This window comes from Acinetobacter sp. NCu2D-2 (genome assembly GCF_001647675.1).
GTDB lineage: Bacteria > Pseudomonadota > Gammaproteobacteria > Pseudomonadales > Moraxellaceae > Acinetobacter.
Genome location: NZ_CP015594.1, coordinates 626,470 through 645,492, shown reverse-complemented (window position 1 = coordinate 645,492; position 19,023 = coordinate 626,470). Strand labels below are relative to the sequence as shown.

General features: G+C 40.3%; 17 protein-coding genes. 1 reads left to right on the top strand and 16 read right to left on the bottom strand.

Translation table 11 applies throughout. The annotated features are described in order from the left end of the window. Positions 1-73: 73 nt before the first annotated feature. From A3K93_RS02980 to A3K93_RS02950, 7 genes are all read right to left on the bottom strand, one after another. The gene (locus A3K93_RS02980; RefSeq protein WP_067728802.1) at positions 74-1,426 is read right to left on the bottom strand and encodes an MFS transporter; all 1,353 of its coding nucleotides are present in this window, start codon (positions 1,424-1,426) and stop codon (positions 74-76) included. Positions 1,427-1,562: 136 nt separating this feature from the next. Then, positions 1,563-2,333 (bottom strand): IclR family transcriptional regulator domain-containing protein, encoded by a 771-nt coding sequence (locus A3K93_RS02975; RefSeq protein WP_067728799.1) that lies wholly within the window; start codon positions 2,331-2,333, stop codon positions 1,563-1,565. Continuing rightward, on the bottom strand, positions 2,326-3,066 hold the full coding sequence (locus tag A3K93_RS02970; RefSeq protein WP_067728797.1) for an IclR family transcriptional regulator: 741 nt from the start codon (positions 3,064-3,066) through the stop codon (positions 2,326-2,328). Before A3K93_RS02970 ends, A3K93_RS02975 begins: the two co-directional genes overlap by 8 nt. A gap of 33 nt (positions 3,067-3,099) precedes the next feature. Beyond that, positions 3,100-3,852: an SDR family NAD(P)-dependent oxidoreductase gene (locus A3K93_RS02965; RefSeq protein ID WP_067728795.1), complete on the bottom strand. Its 753-nt coding sequence runs from the start codon at positions 3,850-3,852 to the stop codon at positions 3,100-3,102. 96 nt (positions 3,853-3,948) lie between these two features. Continuing rightward, a complete protein-coding gene (locus A3K93_RS02960) occupies positions 3,949-5,697 on the bottom strand; it encodes an FAD-dependent oxidoreductase (RefSeq protein ID WP_067728793.1) in 1,749 nt (582 codons plus the stop codon). Positions 5,698-5,855: 158 nt separating this feature from the next. Beyond that, positions 5,856-6,794, bottom strand: coding sequence for a p-hydroxyphenylacetate 3-hydroxylase reductase component (locus tag A3K93_RS02955; RefSeq protein WP_067728791.1), 939 nt, complete (start codon positions 6,792-6,794; stop codon positions 5,856-5,858). Positions 6,795-6,812: 18 nt separating this feature from the next. After that, complete coding sequence (locus A3K93_RS02950) at positions 6,813-8,078, bottom strand: p-hydroxyphenylacetate 3-hydroxylase oxygenase component (RefSeq protein ID WP_081408500.1); 1,266 nt, start codon at positions 8,076-8,078, stop codon at positions 6,813-6,815. Positions 8,079-8,932: 854 nt separating this feature from the next. Between A3K93_RS02950 and A3K93_RS14620 the strand changes: the two genes are divergently transcribed. Then, a protein-coding gene (locus A3K93_RS14620) for an IS3 family transposase (RefSeq protein ID WP_101494813.1) occupies positions 8,933-10,155 on the top strand; the annotation gives its coding sequence in 2 pieces (ribosomal slippage) (positions 8,933-9,269 and positions 9,269-10,155; 1,224 coding nt in all). A gap of 53 nt (positions 10,156-10,208) precedes the next feature. Here A3K93_RS14620 and A3K93_RS02935 read toward each other — a convergent pair. The 9 genes from A3K93_RS02935 to A3K93_RS02900 form a co-directional block, all read right to left on the bottom strand. Next, on the bottom strand, positions 10,209-11,585 hold the full coding sequence (locus tag A3K93_RS02935; protein WP_067728789.1) for an MFS transporter: 1,377 nt from the start codon (positions 11,583-11,585) through the stop codon (positions 10,209-10,211). Positions 11,586-11,706: 121 nt separating this feature from the next. Next, positions 11,707-11,871, bottom strand: coding sequence for a hypothetical protein (locus A3K93_RS14880; protein ID WP_157883255.1), 165 nt, complete (start codon positions 11,869-11,871; stop codon positions 11,707-11,709). A gap of 517 nt (positions 11,872-12,388) precedes the next feature. Then, positions 12,389-13,837 (bottom strand): NAD-dependent succinate-semialdehyde dehydrogenase, encoded by a 1,449-nt coding sequence (locus A3K93_RS02930; protein ID WP_067728787.1) that lies wholly within the window; start codon positions 13,835-13,837, stop codon positions 12,389-12,391. An 11-nt stretch (positions 13,838-13,848) separates the two neighbouring features. Continuing rightward, on the bottom strand, positions 13,849-14,652 hold the full coding sequence (gene hpaI / locus A3K93_RS02925; protein ID WP_067728785.1) for a 4-hydroxy-2-oxoheptanedioate aldolase: 804 nt from the start codon (positions 14,650-14,652) through the stop codon (positions 13,849-13,851). A gap of 10 nt (positions 14,653-14,662) precedes the next feature. After that, a complete protein-coding gene (gene hpaH, locus A3K93_RS02920; protein ID WP_067728783.1) occupies positions 14,663-15,466 on the bottom strand; it encodes a 2-oxo-hept-4-ene-1,7-dioate hydratase in 804 nt (267 codons plus the stop codon). Positions 15,467-15,480: 14 nt separating this feature from the next. Next, on the bottom strand, positions 15,481-15,870 hold the full coding sequence (locus tag A3K93_RS02915) for a 5-carboxymethyl-2-hydroxymuconate Delta-isomerase (RefSeq protein ID WP_067728779.1): 390 nt from the start codon (positions 15,868-15,870) through the stop codon (positions 15,481-15,483). 16 nt (positions 15,871-15,886) lie between these two features. Further along, positions 15,887-16,735 carry a 3,4-dihydroxyphenylacetate 2,3-dioxygenase gene (gene hpaD / locus A3K93_RS02910; protein ID WP_067728777.1) on the bottom strand — a complete coding sequence of 283 codons (849 nt, stop codon included), beginning with the start codon at positions 16,733-16,735 and terminating at the stop codon, positions 15,887-15,889. A gap of 45 nt (positions 16,736-16,780) precedes the next feature. Beyond that, a complete protein-coding gene (gene hpaE, locus A3K93_RS02905) occupies positions 16,781-18,241 on the bottom strand; it encodes a 5-carboxymethyl-2-hydroxymuconate semialdehyde dehydrogenase (protein ID WP_067731648.1) in 1,461 nt (486 codons plus the stop codon). A 19-nt stretch (positions 18,242-18,260) separates the two neighbouring features. Then, positions 18,261-19,022: a fumarylacetoacetate hydrolase family protein gene (locus tag A3K93_RS02900; RefSeq protein ID WP_067728775.1), complete on the bottom strand. Its 762-nt coding sequence runs from the start codon at positions 19,020-19,022 to the stop codon at positions 18,261-18,263. Position 19,023 lies beyond the last annotated feature (1 nt).

Sequence of the window (19,023 nt, the reverse complement as noted above, 5' to 3'; positions counted from 1 at the left end):
TCTGCTAATAGGTTTAAAAAATCAAAGTTTTAAAAAATGAGTTCTATAGATGTACTAGTGACCTCAGGAGAAATTATTTTTTATCGCTGACATAGACTGCTTTTGCAGGAATCAGGAATGCCATTATAAGTGCAGCCAATACCATTACACCCGCAATAGTTAATAATGCTGCTTCATTGGTTCCTGTTAATTCACGTGCAAAACCAATTGCCCAAGGTGCAAATAATCCGCTCATCGTTGCAAGCGTGCTGACCATTGCAATACCTGCTGCCGCTGTTTTACCTTCTAAATATGCTGCAGGAAGTGACCATGCCACAACCACGCCACCACTGAAACCAAAACCAGCTAAGCCAAGAATGATCAGACGACTGATCATATCGCCAGTCCAAAATGCAGCGAGACACATCATCGCAGCACCAAACAACATGCTGATCGTGTAATGCCAACGGCGTTCACGACGTTTATCTGAACTACGACCGACGGTAATCATACCCACAGCAGCAAGCGAGAATGGAATCATGGCATAGAAAGAAATTTGAGCAATATCAGTGACTCCCATTTCTTTAATCATAGTTGGTAGCCAGAAATTGAAACCGTAAGACCCACAATATGCAGCAAATGCGAGTGAAGCTAATAAATACACACGGTAATCGGTTAAGCATTTTAAAACGGCTTTACCAGAATGATTAATCTTGGAATCCTGTGCATCGGGACCCGCATCTTCCGTCATAATTTGCTTATGCAATTGACGCTCTTGTGGGCTTAACCAACGAGAAGTTCCTGGTTTATCCGTTAAATAGAACAAGCAGACGAAACCAATCAAGATAATCGGCAATGCTTCAAGCAAGAACATCCATTGCCAGCCACCTAAACCGTGGAAACCATTCATGTGGGTCATGATTAAACCTGAAATAGGTCCACCAATAATGGGTGCCGTCAAGGTTGCCAAGATTAAAATAGAGGTGACACGCCCTCGCATATAGCTTGGGAACCAAAAACTTAAATAAAGAATTACGCCTGGGAAAAAGCCTGCTTCAAATATCCCCAGCATCAAACGCAATACATAGAGTTGGGTTGCAGAGCTAACAAGCATCGTTGCTGCCGAAGCTAAACCCCAAAGAATCATGATACGTGCAAGGGTTTTTCTAGCCCCAATTTTATCCATCAGGATGTTACTTGGGATTTCAAAAAATGCATAACCGATAAAGAAAATACCAGCAGCGAAAGCATACTGAGAATCTGTAAAGCCAATTGCATCCTGCATTTGTAGCTTCGCATAACCAATGTTGACGCGGTCTAAAAATGAAAAGAAGTAGGCAATAAATAAAATAGGAAGAATTTTCCAAAACAGTTTTTTTAGGAGTAACTGTTTTTCTAGTTCAGTCGCTGTAGAAAAAGCGATTTGTGACGACAATTGGTGATCCATACCAAATTTCCTCATGCTTAGCATCAATGCTGAAGCGACAAATAAATTGTATAATAAGCAAATCTTTCACTTATATATAAAATTTAACATGTTAATTATATCTGTACAATCCTTGTTCAGACATTTTTTTAATACTTTAGTTCAAGCCGATATTGCGCGATAGCTCAGCAATTTTATTAGTTAAATACTGAGTAAATTGGTCTTGCTCTGCCAAAAGTACATGACTGTTATGAAATGCCGTAATCACAAACTGAATCTCATCCGAAATACCAAACACAGGTAAACTGATTGAACTCAGACCGGCACTTGGTCGATCGACCATGAGCGTTATAGTTTGATCACGACGTGACTGCATAGCTGTCATAAACTCATTACGCTCTTTGGCTGAGAGCTTAACTCCTGAATGACGAATGTAATCTAACTCAAGTGCATCGCGAAGAATATGCTCAGGTAAGAACTGTGCAAAAGTATTACCAATAGAACTATTGATCAGTGACATCACCGAACCTGCACGGATTTTAGAATAAATCCCTTCAACGGGTTCATAGGTTTTTATTACTGTTGGTCCTAAAGATCCCCAAATACTGACCGCTACCCCATACGAGCTTTCACGATTAATAGCTTTTGCGGTTTGACATGCTTGTTCAATCGGGTCGAGTAGATTTAAAGCTTTAAAAGAAAGATCAAGTGCAAGATCCCCTACCACATATTCATTGTTGGCCGTTTTTTGCAGCAATCCAATACGTGTTAAGCTAACCAAATAGCGAAATACTTTAGCCGGACTATCATTTAAAGCACTAGCAATCTCTTTTAAGCTAAGTTTGGCGTGCCGATCACAAAATAATTCTAATATTTCACTAATATAGTCAATACTTTGAATGCCTGGTTGTTGGCTAAGATCATCCATTGTTTTGTCCTTTAAGCTCCGCTGCAATTTGGTTCAGTTCATCAAGTACAGGCTGAATTTTGCCCTGTACAAATCGTTCAGAAGGTCCAAACGCTGTTAAAGTCATTACAATATTTTGATCACAATCAAACACTGGCACTGCATAGCTGGTAAATCCTGGTGTGGGAATATCAGACAATGTTGAGTAGCCTTGAGTTCGAATCTCTTGAAGCACATTCATATAATCTAATGGCTTAATCATATCCTGATCAAGGTTGTCTGCTAACTGAACAGCATCCATATGCGCTGCAAATAAGCGACCTGTGGTGGTATTCAGCAGCGATAAACGCATACCCAAACGAAAACCTAAATTAAAGAAGCCACCATATTCTTTATAAAAGACAACTGTTGCCCCATTTAAGTCGGACCACATAGAAGCAAAGGCATTAAGTTGATATTTTTCTGCAAGATGCGTCAAAGCATCACGAGCATGGGCTAGCATGTCGTCATGTTTAATTTTAGAAAGTCCGAGTCGTAAACTTAAAGGACCCGCTTCGTACTCTAAAGTACTGTCATTTCTTTTTAATAACCCTGTTCTTAAAAGGCTAATTAAGTACTTATAGGCAGAACCTGGAGACATCTCCAAGGTTTCTGCAATTTCACTTAAGGATAAAGCTCTCTTAGAACCACAGACCAATTTTAAAATGTCACCGGCCAATTCAACGGTTTGGATGCCGCGCTGATGATTGGTCATTGTTCCCTCTGCACCTGTATTTATATTCTCCGATTAGACAGTTAAATAACCGCCATCTACAGGTAGTATACAGCCTGTTACATAACTTGCGGCATTGGAGCAGAGAAAAGATACTGGCCCTACAAGCTCAGTCGGCTGCCCTGTACGATTCATTGGAACATGACGTAAATAACCCTCGATCATGCCCTGATTGGAACGGGTAAACTCAGTCATCGGGGTTTCAATAACACCTGGAGCAATGGCATTGACGCGGATACCATATTTTGCCAATTCTGCAGCTAAAGTTTTCGTCATCTGTGCAACTGCGCCCTTTGAAATTGCATAGGTTGTTGCACTCGTTGCTGCGACAAATGACTGAATCGATGCAACATTGACAATATTACCTTGCGTCTTTTTTAAGGATTCGAGGAAAGAATGTGTCAGGTTATAACTCCCTTTTAGATTGATATTTAAAGTGTCATCAAGGTCTTTAAATGTTGATTCAGATTCAATATTACTTCGACGTAAAATTCCCGCATTATTAACCAAGACATCAATATCACCCAAGGTCTGCTGAACTTGCTGTGCAAACTGCTGGCAATTTTCTAAATCAGCTACATTTAAGGCGAATGCATAAGCTTCACGACCTGTAGCAACAATATCCTGTTTAACCTGTTCTAATTTTTCCAGATTTAAATCTGCCAAAATGACCGTTGCACCAAGCTGAGATAAACCTTTGGCAATCGCTTCACCATTACCCTGCGCAGCACCTGTTACCACAATTTTTTTATTATAAAGCACAAACATTTAAAACTTCCTGTTCAAAATATGAGTCAAAAACGAAATTTAAGAAAGGATTCCCACCACGAGAAATTCATGTGATGGGAATAAAACACTAAAAACTTAGACCGCGACTGCTTCTTGGTTTTCGACAGTACGCTCTTTAATTGGATTATTGTCTTTACCTTTGGCAATGAATAAGCCAGTCTGATAACCGAATACCAAAGCAGGTCCTAAAGTAATACCTGCACCTGGATAATTCCCACCCATAATGCTTGTGGCATCATTACCTACCGAGTACAAACCTTGAACAATTTGACCAGTTGCATCTAGTACACGGCTATGACGATCGACTGGTAAACCTGCATATGTCCCGATGTCACCCGGACGTAATTGAACAGCATAGAAAGGCCCTTGCTCAATTGGTTTTAAGCATGGATTTGGCATGTGTAGCGGGTCACCTTGATAACGGTTATAGGCTTTAGAACCTTTACCGAACTCAGGATCTTGACCGATTTTTGCCAATGGATTGAACTTATTAATAGTTTCCTCTAGCCCTTGAGGATCTATCCCACAGTTTTTTGCCAGTTCAGCAATACTACGCCCTTGTTTGAGGTAACCTGATTTAAGATATTTTCCAATTGGCAGTGGTTGTGGTGGAACAGAACCTAGACCATACATACGTAAGGTTTTACGATCGCAGATGAGCCAAGAGGTAATTTCGCCATCAATATTGGCACCTTTAATCATTCCTTGAACAAAGTCATGATATGAGTTTGCTTCATTGACGAAACGTTTACCCTTTTTATTAACCGCAATCACACCCGGTTTCGCACGATCAATAAAGTGTGGCATCACACCATGAGTACCGTCCTTACGTTTTACCAGAGAAATAGGTGCCCATGCAGCATTGTTTTCTAAGTGTGTATCAACTTTAACATTCACTTTTTCAACCATTGCAATACTGTCACCTGTATTGGTTTCAGTCGTTGGAGACCAATGGTCTAAACCTGTTACGCTATGGCTATATAGACGTTTACGTAATTCAGTATTGTGAGGGAAACCACCTGCAGCAAGTACTACTGCACGTGAAGCATTAATTTTAATCTCTTGACCTGCTGAAACAGCTTTAAGACCCACCACTTTGCCATTTGCAAGTATGAGCTCTTTCGCGGCAGTGTCGACTAACACAGGAATATCTAAATCTAGCGCAGATTTTGCTAAGCGACCTGCCAAAGCATTACCATTGGTCAGCAACATGCCACGGCCGTATTTTAAACATTCAGCAAAGTGTGTACCGAAACGTTTCACTGTATATAACGCCGATTCTAATGAACGGGTTGCTTTCATAAAGTGACGCAAATCTGCACCCGAACCAATCATCATACCAAATACAGTCAATTCAGGTAGTGGCGGTTCAAGCAATGCCAAACGATCACCAAGTTCACGCGCATCAAAAGGACGTGTCACCATCGAACGTCCGCCCTGCATTGCACCTGGTGCTTCTGCATGATAGTCGGGGAATGTTAAAGGCATATCAAATTGGACAGCAGTATTTTTAGTGAAAAAATCAATCGCATCGGAACAATGATTAACAAAAGAATCAACACGTTCCTCGTTATAAGCATCCCCACCTTCATGTTTTAAATATGCTTTGACGGCTTCTGGAGAATCTTCATGTCCATATGCTTTCGCAAGTTTTGTACCGGGTACCCATAACCAACCACCTGAACGCGCGGTTGTGCCACCATAATTTTTAGACTTTTCAATGACAAGTACATTTAAGCCTAAAAGCTTTGCTGTAATAGCAGTTGCCATACCTGATGCACCTGAGCCAACAACCAGTACATCAACGTTGAATTGTGATTCCATTATTCTCTCCAGAAAACCTCTATGTATTCTTGAATGTCGTTTTAAACATTAATTAATATATTAAACAAAATTATCCTATATGCAAATGTTTTATTATTGAATAATAGGTATAAAAAAACCGCCGAAGCGGTTTTTTTTTAAGATTGATCTAAAACGAATTAGATACCAATCAGGTCTTTCAACATCTTTTTGAATAAGATTTTGTCTTCTTCACTGTAAGTTTTGAATACATCTTGTTGATGATTCTCACCGATCTGATGCAACATTTTTGCGGCTTCCACACCCTGCTGAGTCAGTTCATAACACTTCTCAGTATCAATCATCAGACCTTTACGCACCAAGATTTCAGTCGCTTGTTCAATTTCACGTGCAGGCATTGCCACTTCACGTTGTAGATCAAGTTTAGACGTCGCGGTTTTACTCTCAAGAACAAGAAGCAAACGTGCTTCACTGGTTCTAAAACCTGACGCCAACTGTTTTGGTTGGTAGTCATTGGTGTAAGCACGTACTGCTTGGGTCAACAAGTAATACATATTGTCATACAAACGACCTGGGAAGATCTCATCATCATTATTTGCACGTGCATTCAAGCTCGGATGCGGCAATACAGATGAATAAGCGCCTTGATGATAAAGCAATGGTGAACGACCATTGTCTTGGAAATTCACCACGCGACCAATGATAATCCAGTGATCACCACCCTCAACAATGTTGTATCGCTCACATTCAAATACAGCTGAGCATTCTTTTAGAACTGGTGCTTGACCAGCACCCAGTTCAAAATCAACATTGGCATATTTGTCATCTTTAGAACGTGCAAACTTATTTGAAAGATCAATTTGGTCTGCCGCCAAAATATTCACTGCAAAGTGACTTGCTTCAGCAAAAACTTCATAGCTTGATGAACGCTTATCGATACTCCACAAAATCAGTGGTGGATCAAGAGAAACCGAGTTAAAGCTATTCGCAGTTACCCCTACCTTATCGCCTTTCGCATTTTGCGCAGTCATGATCGTCACGCCTGTTGCAAAATTACCTAGTGCGCGGCGGAACGATTTTGAATCGAATTCAGTCGCTTGTTGAGTCATCGCATTCATGAGAGATATCCTTTTCTCTTAAACCATTGTTGGATCTGGGTCTAAGCCCATCAATTCACGACCTAAAATTTGTGCACATACATCGTAATCTGTATAAGCGTGAGCACCTGTCATGTGTGAGTCACGGAACAGACGTTGCATTTCCTGACCATCCAACCAGCTTGTTGCACCCGCTGCTGCGAATAAACGGTCAACCGCTTCAATACACATTTTTACTGCATAGGCTTGGTTAGTACGCCAGAATGCCAATGTTTCTTGAGTTGGGTAGCGTTTTTGCTCACCATGAATACGGTGGTCTTCCCAAGTTTTTTCTAGGAAGGCACGTGCTGCTGCCACTTGATGTGTAGACTCAGCTAAACGCATAAGTGCTGGTGTTGACGCACCAAGATTTGCACCTGTGTATGCACGAATACGTGTTTTTTGCTTTAATTTGAATGCTTCAAGCATACGTTCAGCAACACCAAGACTTACTGCAGAGAAACCACTTGCGAAGTAAGGACGGTATGGAGAATAGAAAATCTTACTGTCTGGATATAAACCGAAACCAGCTGATTTACCTTCCATCATATCTTTCGCTTTTTGGATACGATATTCAGGAATGAATAAATCACGGATTTTAAGTTGTTTAGAACCACTGCTCTTAATTGCGCCAGCAAACCAGTTATCTACGATTTCATAGTCTGAACGTGGAATAACACCGAAGCTATAGATTTTGTTACCTTCGGCATCGAAGCGGTTAAAACCAACGATTGCATATTCTGCATGGTCACAACCACTACTCCAACCGTAGTCGCCAGAAAGCTTAACACCACCTTCAACTTCTTCAACTTTACCAAATGGCGCAATTGAACTACTTGCCGTTGCATCTGGGTTGGCTAACCAAATTTCATCCTGTAGTTGTTTAGGGAACATTGCAATTTGATGACTATGTGTACAAAGCAAGCTGAATGCCCATGCAGTCCCTGCACATGCACCTGCAATCGTTACGATACAATCTGCAAATTCAGGAAGGCTGATTTCTAAACCGCCATACACCTTAGGTTGGAAAGCGCGGTGTAAACCAATATCTTTTAATAATTTGATGTTTTCATCAGGCACACGGCGAAGCTGTTCAGCCGCTTCTGCATTGGCAGCAATTTGTGGAAGAACTGCTTTAATTTTTTCTAAAAGTGATTCATTCGCTACAGGCTTAGCTTCAGTGTAAGTCACTTTATATCCCTCATAATCTTCAGCTGCGTTATAAGCTGTATGAGAATCAGAGTTAAATGCAGTGGTATTTTCCATATGCCTACTTCCTTGATGTTCCAATTCAAATGTACATGGCGGTCAACGTCTTAAAATGCGCTAAACACCATATGAATGTGTTGTTAGGCACTATTATTCATAAAACCAACCACAACATTAATGGACTTTTCTGAGTTAAATTGGTACTTTTCAAGTGTGATTATGCGTGCATTTTTACACCCTTCTTTTGGCTTTCTACTAAAGTAGTAAGTGATGTGAAAAATGATAAAAACCTAAATTTTGATCATTTTTCAGATAGATTGAAGTACAGAATGAAAGCCAAAATTAAAGACTATTGATTTAAAAAATCTCACATAAAACTCATCAATCACAATATCAAAAAAAATATTTAAATTATTTATTTAATTTATATTTCAATAACTTAAAAACAAAAAAAGAAGAATCATCATGATTTTAAATATGCATTTTAATGATCAAATAATTAAAGCTAAAAATATTAAAAGCCATAATTCATCATCAATTTTTAGCTATTTTGTTTTATAAAAATTCGAAAATCTGGTTCCTGTCTTCAAACAAATTTTCAAATTAATTGCATAGATGCCCATTTTTTCGACTTAATTTCATTGGTACTTTTAGGACTTTTGAATGACAACAATTTTTAAATCATTTTTTTACATTTTAAATATCCGTCTTTTGATATTTTTATTGACGTAATATCAACCCATATAAATGGCTTCAACCAAATTTTTATCTCTTATTTTTTACATCGACTCTTTTTTAATTTGGGAAAACACAAACCACTGCCAATAAAAAAGCCGCTATCGTCAGCGGCTTTTTTTAATCAGATATATGTCCCGTCCTGAAATAAGTTTACACCTTAAGAGACTTATTTTATGGAACATAAACGAGAACAACGAGTTAAACGTACACAACGTGACTATAGCTTTGCCTTTAAAATGATGGTGGTACATGAAGTAGAAAAAGGGCAAATTACTTATAAGCAAGCTCAGGCAAAATATGGTATTCAAGGAAGATCAACTGTGCTGGTATGGTTACGCAAGCACGGACAACAGGACTGGACTTCGAATATGCCGACTTCTTCTAAACGCCAATTGACACCCCAACAACGAATCCGCCAATTAGAAAAGCAGTTAGCCGCAGAAAAGCTTAAAACTGAATTTATTCAGGATGTGATTTATCACATTGATAAAGAATGTGGGACTGATCTTGGAAAAAAGTATACCGAGCACGTTTCAAAGATTGGCAAAGCCAAAGAAGACTAAGCGTTTCACGTTATTGTCAGTGGTTGGGAATCACCCGACAAGCTTATTATCAAGCAGAAAAACGTGCTCAAATGACTGCACAAGCAACTGAACAAATACTTGAGTTGGTTATGGAATATCGCTGTCTCATGCCAAGTATCGGAACACGTAAGCTGTATTGGCTTATTAAAGGCAAATTGTTGCAACGTGGTTTAAAGTGTGGACGGGATCAGTTATTTAAAATATTGAAAGAAAATAACTTATTGATTCGCCCTAAGCGTTGCTATACAAAAACTACGGATAGCAAGCATTGGATGAAGAAGCATCCAAATTTATTAAAGGATTATTCAGCAGTGCAAGCCAATGAAGTCTTTGTTAGTGATATTACCTATGTTGAGAGTGCTGAAGGTGTGCATTATTTATCCTTGGTGACAGATGCTTATACCCGACAGATTAAAGGTTATAAGTTATCGAATGATATGCGTGCGGAGAATGTTGTGCAGGCTCTACATATGGCGATGCAGCAAGCGACAGATCGAGCGACTAGGATGATTCATCATTCAGATAGAGGTGCTCAATATTGCTCTGAGCTATATCAATCGGCATTGCGCCATTATGGGATATGTCCTTCCATGACAGATGGCAAGGACTGTTATCAGAATGCATTAGCAGAGCGAATTAATGGAATATTAAAGCAGGAGTTTTTAACCACGCGATGTCAAACCATGAAGGAGTTAGATCACTTAATTGCGGAATCTATCATGATTTACAATTGTTATAGACCGCATTTAAGTTTAAATATGAACACCCCGAATCAGATGTATGAGCAAACAAAAACCGAGCTAATTGCTTAACTCGGTTTGAAGTGGAATACTGTCAATCTATTTCAGGACAAGACAATATCTAATTATTTACTACCAAAAGTAAATGGTGATTTAGATTGTTCTTCTTCATGATCAGGGCCTAAAGGAATACCTGAACGGTCTTTTAACAGAATAGTTGCAACAAAACCAATCAAAGTCATAATTGAAAGATAAATCGCCACTGAACCTGTCGAACCTGTTGTGCTGACCAACCATGATGCAACCAATGGCGAGAATGCACCACCTAAAATCGCACCTAAAGCATAAGAAATAGACACACCAGAGAAACGAATCGATGCTGGGAATAATTCTGAGTAGAATGCAGACTGCGCACCATAGGTCATACCAATACCCACTGAAAGCAAGCATAGCGCAGCACCTACAGACCAGATTTCACCCATATTCACCAATGGGAACAGTGCAATCACACCAACCAATTGAATGATCCAGCCATAGATATAGGTTTGACGACGACCAATTTTGTCAGACAAACCACCTGAAATCCATGTAAACAATAGCCATACTGCAGCTGAAATAGTCACAATCGTTAAGATTGGTGTACGTGGTAAAGCCAATGGACCATTTGGATCAGTGGTGTAGTTTTGAATAAAACCACCTGTAGTCATATAACCAATTGCACTGTTACCAGCGAATACAAGCGCTGCCACAATGACAAGCAATGCATGGTTTTTAAATAAATCACGTACAGGTGTTTGAGATGCACTTTTACGTTCTTTAATTTCTTCAAATACAGGACTTTCTTCAACTGATTTACGCAACCAGTGACCTAAGAACAAAAGAATAATACTGAACAAGAATGGAATACGCCAACCCCACTCCATGAATGCTTCACCTGGTGCAATCACACCGCTCATCAATGCAAGCATACCTGATGCAAGCAGTAAACCTAGCGGCACACCAATTTGCGGGAATGAACCAAAACGACCACGTTTATGTGTTGGTGCGTGCTCAACAGCCATCAATACAGCACCACCCCATTCACCACCTGCAGATAAACCTTGCAAGATACGTAAAATGAGAAGCAGTATCGGCGCCCAAATACCAATCTGCGCATAGGTCGGCAATAGACCGATCAGTGCAGTTGAAAGACCCATGACCACCAATGTTGCAACCAAAACAACACGACGACCATATTTATCACCAAAATAACCCGCAAGGAATGCACCAAGCGGACGGAACAAGAAGCTTAAACCGACTGTCGCAAACGCAAGCAAAGTTCCTAAAGTTGAACCTGCTGGAGAGAAGAATAAAGTCTTAAATACAAGACCTGCTGCCGCAGCATAAATAAAGAAGTCGTACCACTCTACGGTCGTACCAATGATCGTTGCAAAAGCCACTTTACGATCATTTTCAGACATCTTGTCTGAAACCTGAGGAGTGGTTTGAGATAATGAAGTCATAATCCATCTTTCCCTGTCAGTATGGATAAATTGCTGAGTAAAAACGTTAAACGCGTATTACTCATTTCTTAAGCATGCCAAAGGCACAACTCGACATTCAGGTCGACGTTGGCGTTTAGACTTAGCCTTTCAGAAAATCGATTAATAACTGGAATAATGATTTCGGAGAGTCAACAGACTGCTGTTCATCTGTTTGTGAATAAATCATGCGAAGTAATTGTGGCGATAGAGACTCATGCATCCCGATCAACTGAATTTGGCCGTCCTGGCTCATATGATCATTCATTGTAAAATCCTTTTACTTTTTCAGAATTACTTAATTCTGGTTATGATTTTCAAATATCTGACCCTCTCAGATAAATGCAATTTTCAGGTTTTAATTGGTACTTTTCATACCAGCTAACTTTATACTAATATTTTATTAATATACAGTGATTTAGCATACTTATACTTTAGTTTAATATGGCATTTTTCCGTTTCAAAATTTTAAAAATAGGCATATTCCACTGAATTAAACAACAAAATAACTAAGAGGATTTATATATGACCAAAAAAATATTTAAAAGCTATTATTTAGATTTACTAAAATATAAATATTGTTATAAATCATATAGTTATTAAATGAACTATAAGCTTATCGTTATTTTGTCTTTAATTACTCTTTTTTTTAATCGCTAAAAACTCTATCGCTTGATTAGAGTATTACCTCCAATCATAAAATAATCTAATAAACTCAACTTAAAAATAATTTTCAGACAAAAAAAATAAAGGGCAATTGCCCTTTATTTTCAATAGTTAATCTATTAAATACCCATACACATGTATTTAATTTCTAGATAATCTTCAATACCGTATTTAGAACCTTCACGACCTGAACCAGATTCCTTAATACCACCAAAAGGTGCAACTTCAGTAGAGATTAAACCTTCATTAATACCGACCATACCGTATTCAAGTGCTTCGCCGACTTTCCAAGCACGGCTTAGGCTTTCAGTATAGATATAAGACGCTAGACCAAACTCAGTGTCATTGGCCATGAAGATCGCTTCTTCATCTGTCTTAAATTTGAATACAGGTGCAAGTGGTGCAAAGGTTTCATCTTTTGCCACAAGCATGTCAGGCGTTACATCTGTCAAGAGTGTCGGCTCAAAGAAAGTTTGACCAAGTGCATGACGCTTACCACCAACAGCAACTTTTGCACCTTTTGCAACGGCATCTGCAATATGCTCTTCAATCTTCTCAACAGATTTTTCGTTGATCAAAGGACCTTGTTCAGCACCTTCTTCAAATGCAGGTGCAACTTTCAATGCTTGAACAGCTTTAGAAAGTTTCTCTACAAATGCATCATGGATATTTTCTTGAACCAAAATACGGTTGGTACATACACAGGTTTGACCTGAGTTACGGAATTTAGATGCGATTGCACCTTCAACCGCTTTATCTAAGTCTGCATCTTCAAACACGATGAACGGCGCATTACCACCAAGTTCCATACTGACTTTTTTCATTGTTGAAGAACATTGTTCCATCAACAATTTACCGACACCTGTAGAACCTGTGAACGATACTTTTTTCACGGCTGGATGCGTGGTTAACACACCACCAATTTCACGTGAACTACCTGTTACAACATTAACTACGCCTTTCGGAATACCCGCTTGTTCAGCAAGTGCAACCAAAGCCAAAGCAGAAAGCGGTGTTTCTGATGCTGGTTTAATAATGACTGTACAACCTGCTGCCAGCGCTGGACCCACTTTACGAGTGATCATCGCATTCGGGAAGTTCCATGGGGTGATTGCCGCAACAACACCAACAGGCTGTTTGATTACAACCAAACGACGACCGTGTTTATCGTGAGGAATCACATCACCATAAGTACGTTTTGCTTCTTCAGCAAACCATTCGATGAAGCTTGCACCGTACAGGATTTCGCCACGACTTTCAGTCAATGGTTTACCTTGTTCAGTACTTAAAATCACCGCCAAGTCTTCTTGGTTTTCAACAATAAGGTTGAACCATTTACGTAGTAATGCTGAACGCTCTTTTGCAGTGGTTAACTTCCACGTTGCAAGTGCAGTTTCAGCAGCTTCTACCGCTTGTTCAACTTGTAGCGCTGAAACACTTGGAACTGACGCAATCGCATCACCTGTTGCAGGATTTAACACTGCAAAGCTTTTTTGATCCGCAGCATCTACCCATACACCATCAATATATGACTGTTGTTTAAGTAGGTCTGGATTATTTAGTTGCATCTATATTCTCCTTAATAGACGCTTGGCGTTGTGCTGACTGGAGCCGCAACACCATCTTTAAATTTTGACAGCAATTGGTTCATTGATTTCATCAAAAGACTTGTGTCTACACCAACTGCGACAAACTCTGTACCCATTGCCAAGTATTGCTTCGCAAGTTTTTCGTCTGCAGATAATATACCTGCGGCTTTGCCTGCTGCACGGATTTTATTGATGCTCGCAACAATAATTTCCTGTACATTTGGGTGACCTGGATTACCACGATGACCTAAAGCTGCTGATAAATCTGCTGGGCCAATAAAGACGCCATCAATGCCTTCAACTTGTAAGATCGCATCAAGGTTTTCTAAGCCTTTTTTCGATTCGATTTGTACAATGACACAGATTTGTTCATCAGCATCATTTAGGTATGTTGAAATATTGTTCCAACGAGATGCACGTGCTAGAGCAGCACCGACACCACGAATGCCTTCAGGTGGGTAACGTGTTGCACTGACCATCAATTCTGCTTGCTCAGCAGATTCAACCATTGGAATGAGTAGTGTTTGCGCACCAATATCCAAAAGCTGTTTGATTAAGCCAACATCACCTGTGACAGGACGAACTACAGCTTGCGATGGGTAAGCTGCAATAGTTTGTAATTGGTAAAGAATCGATTTCAAATCGTTCGGTGCATGTTCACCGTCAATCAATAACCAATCGAAACCCGCATTTGCTGCAATTTCAGCCGTATAGCCATCTGCCATACCAAGCCACATGCCAATTTGCTGAGTTTCTTTAAGCTTTTTCTTGAAATAGTTGGTTGTATCTAACACGACCTACCCCTTAAACGAAACGGAATGCGATTGAACCCAGTTGATCATAATCAACATGGAATGTATCGCCTGGACGTGCAGCCACTGGACGTGTGAACGAACCACCAAGAATAATTTGACCTGCTTTAAGTGTTACACCGTGTGGGTGGAGTTTATTTGCAAGCCAAGCCACACCTTTCACAGGGTTATTCAATACCGCAGCTGAAACACCTGATTCTTCAATCACTCCGTTACGGTACAAGATTGCAGGAATACGGCGTAAATCAAGCTCGTGCGGTTTAATTGGACGACCACCTAACACAATACCTGCATTGGCAGCATTGTCAGAAATGGTGTCGAATACTTTACGGGTAATCCCTGTTTCAGGGTCTGTGTTGTGTAAACGCGCATCAATGATTTCGATGGCAGGAATAATGTAATCCGTTGCATCTAATACATCAAAAATTGTGCAGTTTGGACCGGTTAAGTCTTTACCTAAGATGAACGCAAGTTCAACTTCAACACGTGGAACGATGAAACGATCAAATGGAATATCTGAACCTTCTTCGAAAACCATATCATCGAGCAAAGCACCGTAGTCAGGCTCTGTGATGTTTGAAGAGACTTGCATTGCACGTGAGGTTAAGCCAATTTTATGACCCACCAACTTACGGCCTTCAGCAATTTTGTGTGCAACCCATTCTTTTTGAATTGCGTATGCATCTTCAATGGTAATTTCAGGATATTGCAAAGAGAATTGACGCATTTGCGTACGTGTTTTTTCTGCTTTGTCGAGTTCTAGCGCAAGCGCTTTAATTTTTTCTTGGTCAAGCATGATCGAATCCGTTCTTATTTCTGAGCATTAAGAAATTGATGAATGTTGTTAGACTTAAAGTTCAACACTGGATCAAGTTCAATCATTTCAAAAGAAATGGCCAATAAACGTCTATCTTTAAGCGGTTGGAAATGAGCTTCAATCAGCTTGAATAGCTCCTCAGCCACCCCTTTCCGGATTTCTAAATCTCGACCTGCCCCTACCTTTAATGTCATATGGATAAAGGCATAATCATGCTTAGCATCCGCAATCACGTAGTCATCCATACGAATTGCACGGCTACGGATACCACCCAATGGAAACACACCTGTGTTGCCTAAGAATTGATTCACTTCCCCAAAGAATTCAGGAAAATCGATGTCATCTTTAATGTTTGCGCTATATTCAGCAATAAAGTGAGGCATAGTCTAGATTCCTAAATTATTCAACTGGGAAAACGGCGTTAATCTGACCTGTACCCGAACTTGGGAATGCAGGTGTTAAGATTTCAACAGGTTTGTCGTATTGATCCCAGCCGAGTAGACCAAGAAGCATTGCTGTATCATGCATACCACCTTCACCGAAGCAGTATTCCGCATATTCAGGAAGCATGTCGGTAAATTCTTTCCACTCACCGCGCTCCCACATACCGACAACGTGCTTGTCGACTTGACGATCCCACTCACGTGTATATGAATCCATACCACGGCTTGCTTCACGATCCCAAATGAAACGATGAGATAAAGAGCCGCTCGCAAAAACTGCTACCGTACCTTCATATTTTTCGATCGCTGCGCGTAAACCTTCACCAAATTTACGGCTGTCTTGAAGCTCATGCGATGTTAAGAATGCAGACACAGAAACCACTTTAAATTTCTTGTCTTGGTTCATGTAACGCATTGGAACGAGCGTACCGTATTCAAGATGTAAGCTTTCGATGTTATGCGCTTGTACACGAATACCTGTTTTGGCAATTTCTTCTTGCATCAATTGACCAAATTCAGGGTTACCGTCGTAATCGAATTCCATATCTTTAATGAAGTGCGGCAATTCATTACTGGTATATACACCTTCAAAGTGTGCGCCACAGTTAATGTGGAAGGCACTGTTCACGAGCCAGTGACTATCTAGCACAACAATGGTATCTACACCGAGTTCACGACAACGACGACCAATTTCAATATGACCATCAATTGCAGCTTGGCGGCAGCCATTTTGAGGACCTGGAAGTTCTGACAAGTACATTGAAGGTACATGTGTGATTTTTGCAGCTAAAGCGAGCTTACCCATTTTTTCTTCCTGAAATAGTGTTAGACCATACTTCCCGAAGGACGCTTACGCGCCCCACTTTGGAATGTGATGTGAACCCATTGAGATACACACGTTCTTAAGCTCTGTGAATACCTCTAAGCTGTACTCACCGCCTTCACGACCTGTACCAGAACCTTTTACACCACCGAATGGTTGACGTAAGTCACGTACGTTTTGGCTGTTAATGAACACCATACCTGCTTCGATGCCCGCCGCTAAACGATGCGCTTTACCAATATCTTGTGTCCAGATGTAAGATGCAAGACCGTATTCAGTGTCATTTGCCAAACGAAGCGCTTCAGCTTCATCTTTGAACTTGATCAAACATACCACTGGGCCAAAGATTTCTTCTTGTGCGATACGCATACGGTTGTCTACGTCAGCAAACACAGTTGGCTGAACGAATTGACCATTTTTCAAGTGATCTGCAAGACCAGCCGGACGCTCTAAACCACCTGCTACCAAGTTTGCACCTTCTTCGATACCAATCTTGATATAGCCCGTTACTTTGTCGTAATGCGCCTTGGTGATCATTGAACCCACTTGTGTATTTGGATCTTGTGGATCACCAACATTGATGTTTTTCGCACGGCGCGCAAATTCTTTTACGAATTCGTCATATACAGATTCTTGAATGAAGATACGACTACCTGCAGTACAACGCTCGCCATTCAATGAGAAGATCGTGAACAATGCAGCATCTAATGCACGTTCTAGGTCAGCATCTTCAAAAATAAGAACTGGTGATTTACCACCTAATTCCATTGAGTATTTTTTAAGACCGGCATTCGCCATGATACGACGACCTGTCGCTGTACCACCTGTGAACGAAATTGCACGTACGTCAGGGTGTTTTACAAGTGCATCACCAGCAGTTGCGCCATAACCTTGAACAACGTTGAATACGCCTTCAGGAATACCCGCTTCTAAAGCCAAACGACCGAGTTCATTTGCAGTTAAAGGAGAGAGTTCAGACATTTTCAATACAGCAGTATTACCCAATGCTAAACATGGTGCAGTTTTCCAAGTTGCCGTCATAAACGGTACGTTCCAAGGAGAAACCAAACCACATACACCTACTGGTTGGTGTAGTGTGTAGTTCAACATTTGGTCATCGACTGGATAAGTATGACCATTTAGACGTGTACATACTTCAGCGAAGAAGTTGAAGTTGTGCGATGCACGTGGAATCAATACATTCTTGGTTTGATGAATTGGTAAACCTGTATCTAAAGTTTCAAGTTCAGCAATTTTCGCTACGTTTTGGTCAATCAAGTCGCCCAAATTACGCATTAAACGCGCACGTTCTTTCGCAGGTGTTTTTGCCCAACCTGGTGCCGCACGTTTTGCAGCAGCAACTGCCAAATTAATTTCTTCTTGACCACCGCTAGCAACTTCACCAATCGCTTCATTTGTCGCAGGGTTATAGTTTGTAAACGTTTCTTTACTTTCTACTTCTTTACCATCAATCCAATGCTTAATCATTTTGTTCATCCTTTAACGCTTAAACTGTTTTGAAAAAATCTGATTCTGAAACAATGAAGTTACGTAATTTTCCCACGCCTTCAATTTCAACCACAACTTCATCACCAGGCACCACATCAGATAAACCTTCTGGTGTACCTGTCGCGATCATGTCGCCTGGTTGCAATGTCATGAATGAAGAGATGTATTCAATTAAGAATGGAACATTGAAGATCATGTCTGCTGTAGTCCCTTCTTGACGAAGCTCACCGTTCACCCATGTACGAAGTGTGAGGTTATTTGGTGAAGGCACTAATGATTTGTCGATGATGTATGGACCTACAGGTGTTGTAGAGTGACGGTTTTTCACACGTAGGTTTGGACGATAGTAGTTTTCCAAGAAATCACGAATCGCGTAGTCATTACATAGGGTATAACCCGCAACATAATCAAGCGCGTCTTCACGTTTCACGTTTTTCGCTTCTTTACCAATCACTGCGACAAGTTCACACTCATAGTGCATGTATTCAACATTGTCTGGACGCCATGTATTTTTGTTATGGCCTGTGTAGGTATTTGACGCTTTAATAAAAATCAATGGTTCTTTTGGTGGTTCAAAAGCAAGTTCACGTGCGTGATCTGCATAGTTCAAACCTAAGGCGAACATTGTGCCGTTAGCAGGTGGTAACCATTCAACTGCCTGTTCTTCCAAAACTTCACCAGATGGAAGGGTTACTTGAAGTTCATCATTTACCTGAACTTCTAAAACTTCATTGTTATAACGAATGCGTGCAGTTTTCATT

Coding starts and splice junctions, on each gene's coding strand:
- A3K93_RS14880 (WP_157883255.1), bottom strand. CDS start 11,871: ATGAATGATCATATGAGCCAGGACGGCCAAATTCAGTTGATCGGGATG.
- hpaD (WP_067728777.1), bottom strand. CDS start 16,735: ATGGGTAAGCTCGCTTTAGCTGCAAAAATCACACATGTACCTTCAATG.
- A3K93_RS02950 (WP_081408500.1), bottom strand. CDS start 8,078: ATGGAAAATACCACTGCATTTAACTCTGATTCTCATACAGCTTATAAC.
- A3K93_RS02915 (WP_067728779.1), bottom strand. CDS start 15,870: ATGCCTCACTTTATTGCTGAATATAGCGCAAACATTAAAGATGACATC.
- hpaE (WP_067731648.1), bottom strand. CDS start 18,241: ATGATTAAGCATTGGATTGATGGTAAAGAAGTAGAAAGTAAAGAAACG.
- A3K93_RS02965 (WP_067728795.1), bottom strand. CDS start 3,852: ATGTTTGTGCTTTATAATAAAAAAATTGTGGTAACAGGTGCTGCGCAG.
- A3K93_RS02930 (WP_067728787.1), bottom strand. CDS start 13,837: ATGCAACTAAATAATCCAGACCTACTTAAACAACAGTCATATATTGAT.
- A3K93_RS02955 (WP_067728791.1), bottom strand. CDS start 6,794: ATGAATGCGATGACTCAACAAGCGACTGAATTCGATTCAAAATCGTTC.
- A3K93_RS02980 (WP_067728802.1), bottom strand. CDS start 1,426: ATGGATCACCAATTGTCGTCACAAATCGCTTTTTCTACAGCGACTGAA.
- A3K93_RS02935 (WP_067728789.1), bottom strand. CDS start 11,585: ATGACTTCATTATCTCAAACCACTCCTCAGGTTTCAGACAAGATGTCT.
- hpaH (WP_067728783.1), bottom strand. CDS start 15,466: ATGCTTGACCAAGAAAAAATTAAAGCGCTTGCGCTAGAACTCGACAAA.
- A3K93_RS02975 (WP_067728799.1), bottom strand. CDS start 2,333: ATGGATGATCTTAGCCAACAACCAGGCATTCAAAGTATTGACTATATT.
- A3K93_RS02900 (WP_067728775.1), bottom strand. CDS start 19,022: ATGAAAACTGCACGCATTCGTTATAACAATGAAGTTTTAGAAGTTCAG.
- A3K93_RS02970 (WP_067728797.1), bottom strand. CDS start 3,066: ATGACCAATCATCAGCGCGGCATCCAAACCGTTGAATTGGCCGGTGAC.
- A3K93_RS02960 (WP_067728793.1), bottom strand. CDS start 5,697: ATGGAATCACAATTCAACGTTGATGTACTGGTTGTTGGCTCAGGTGCA.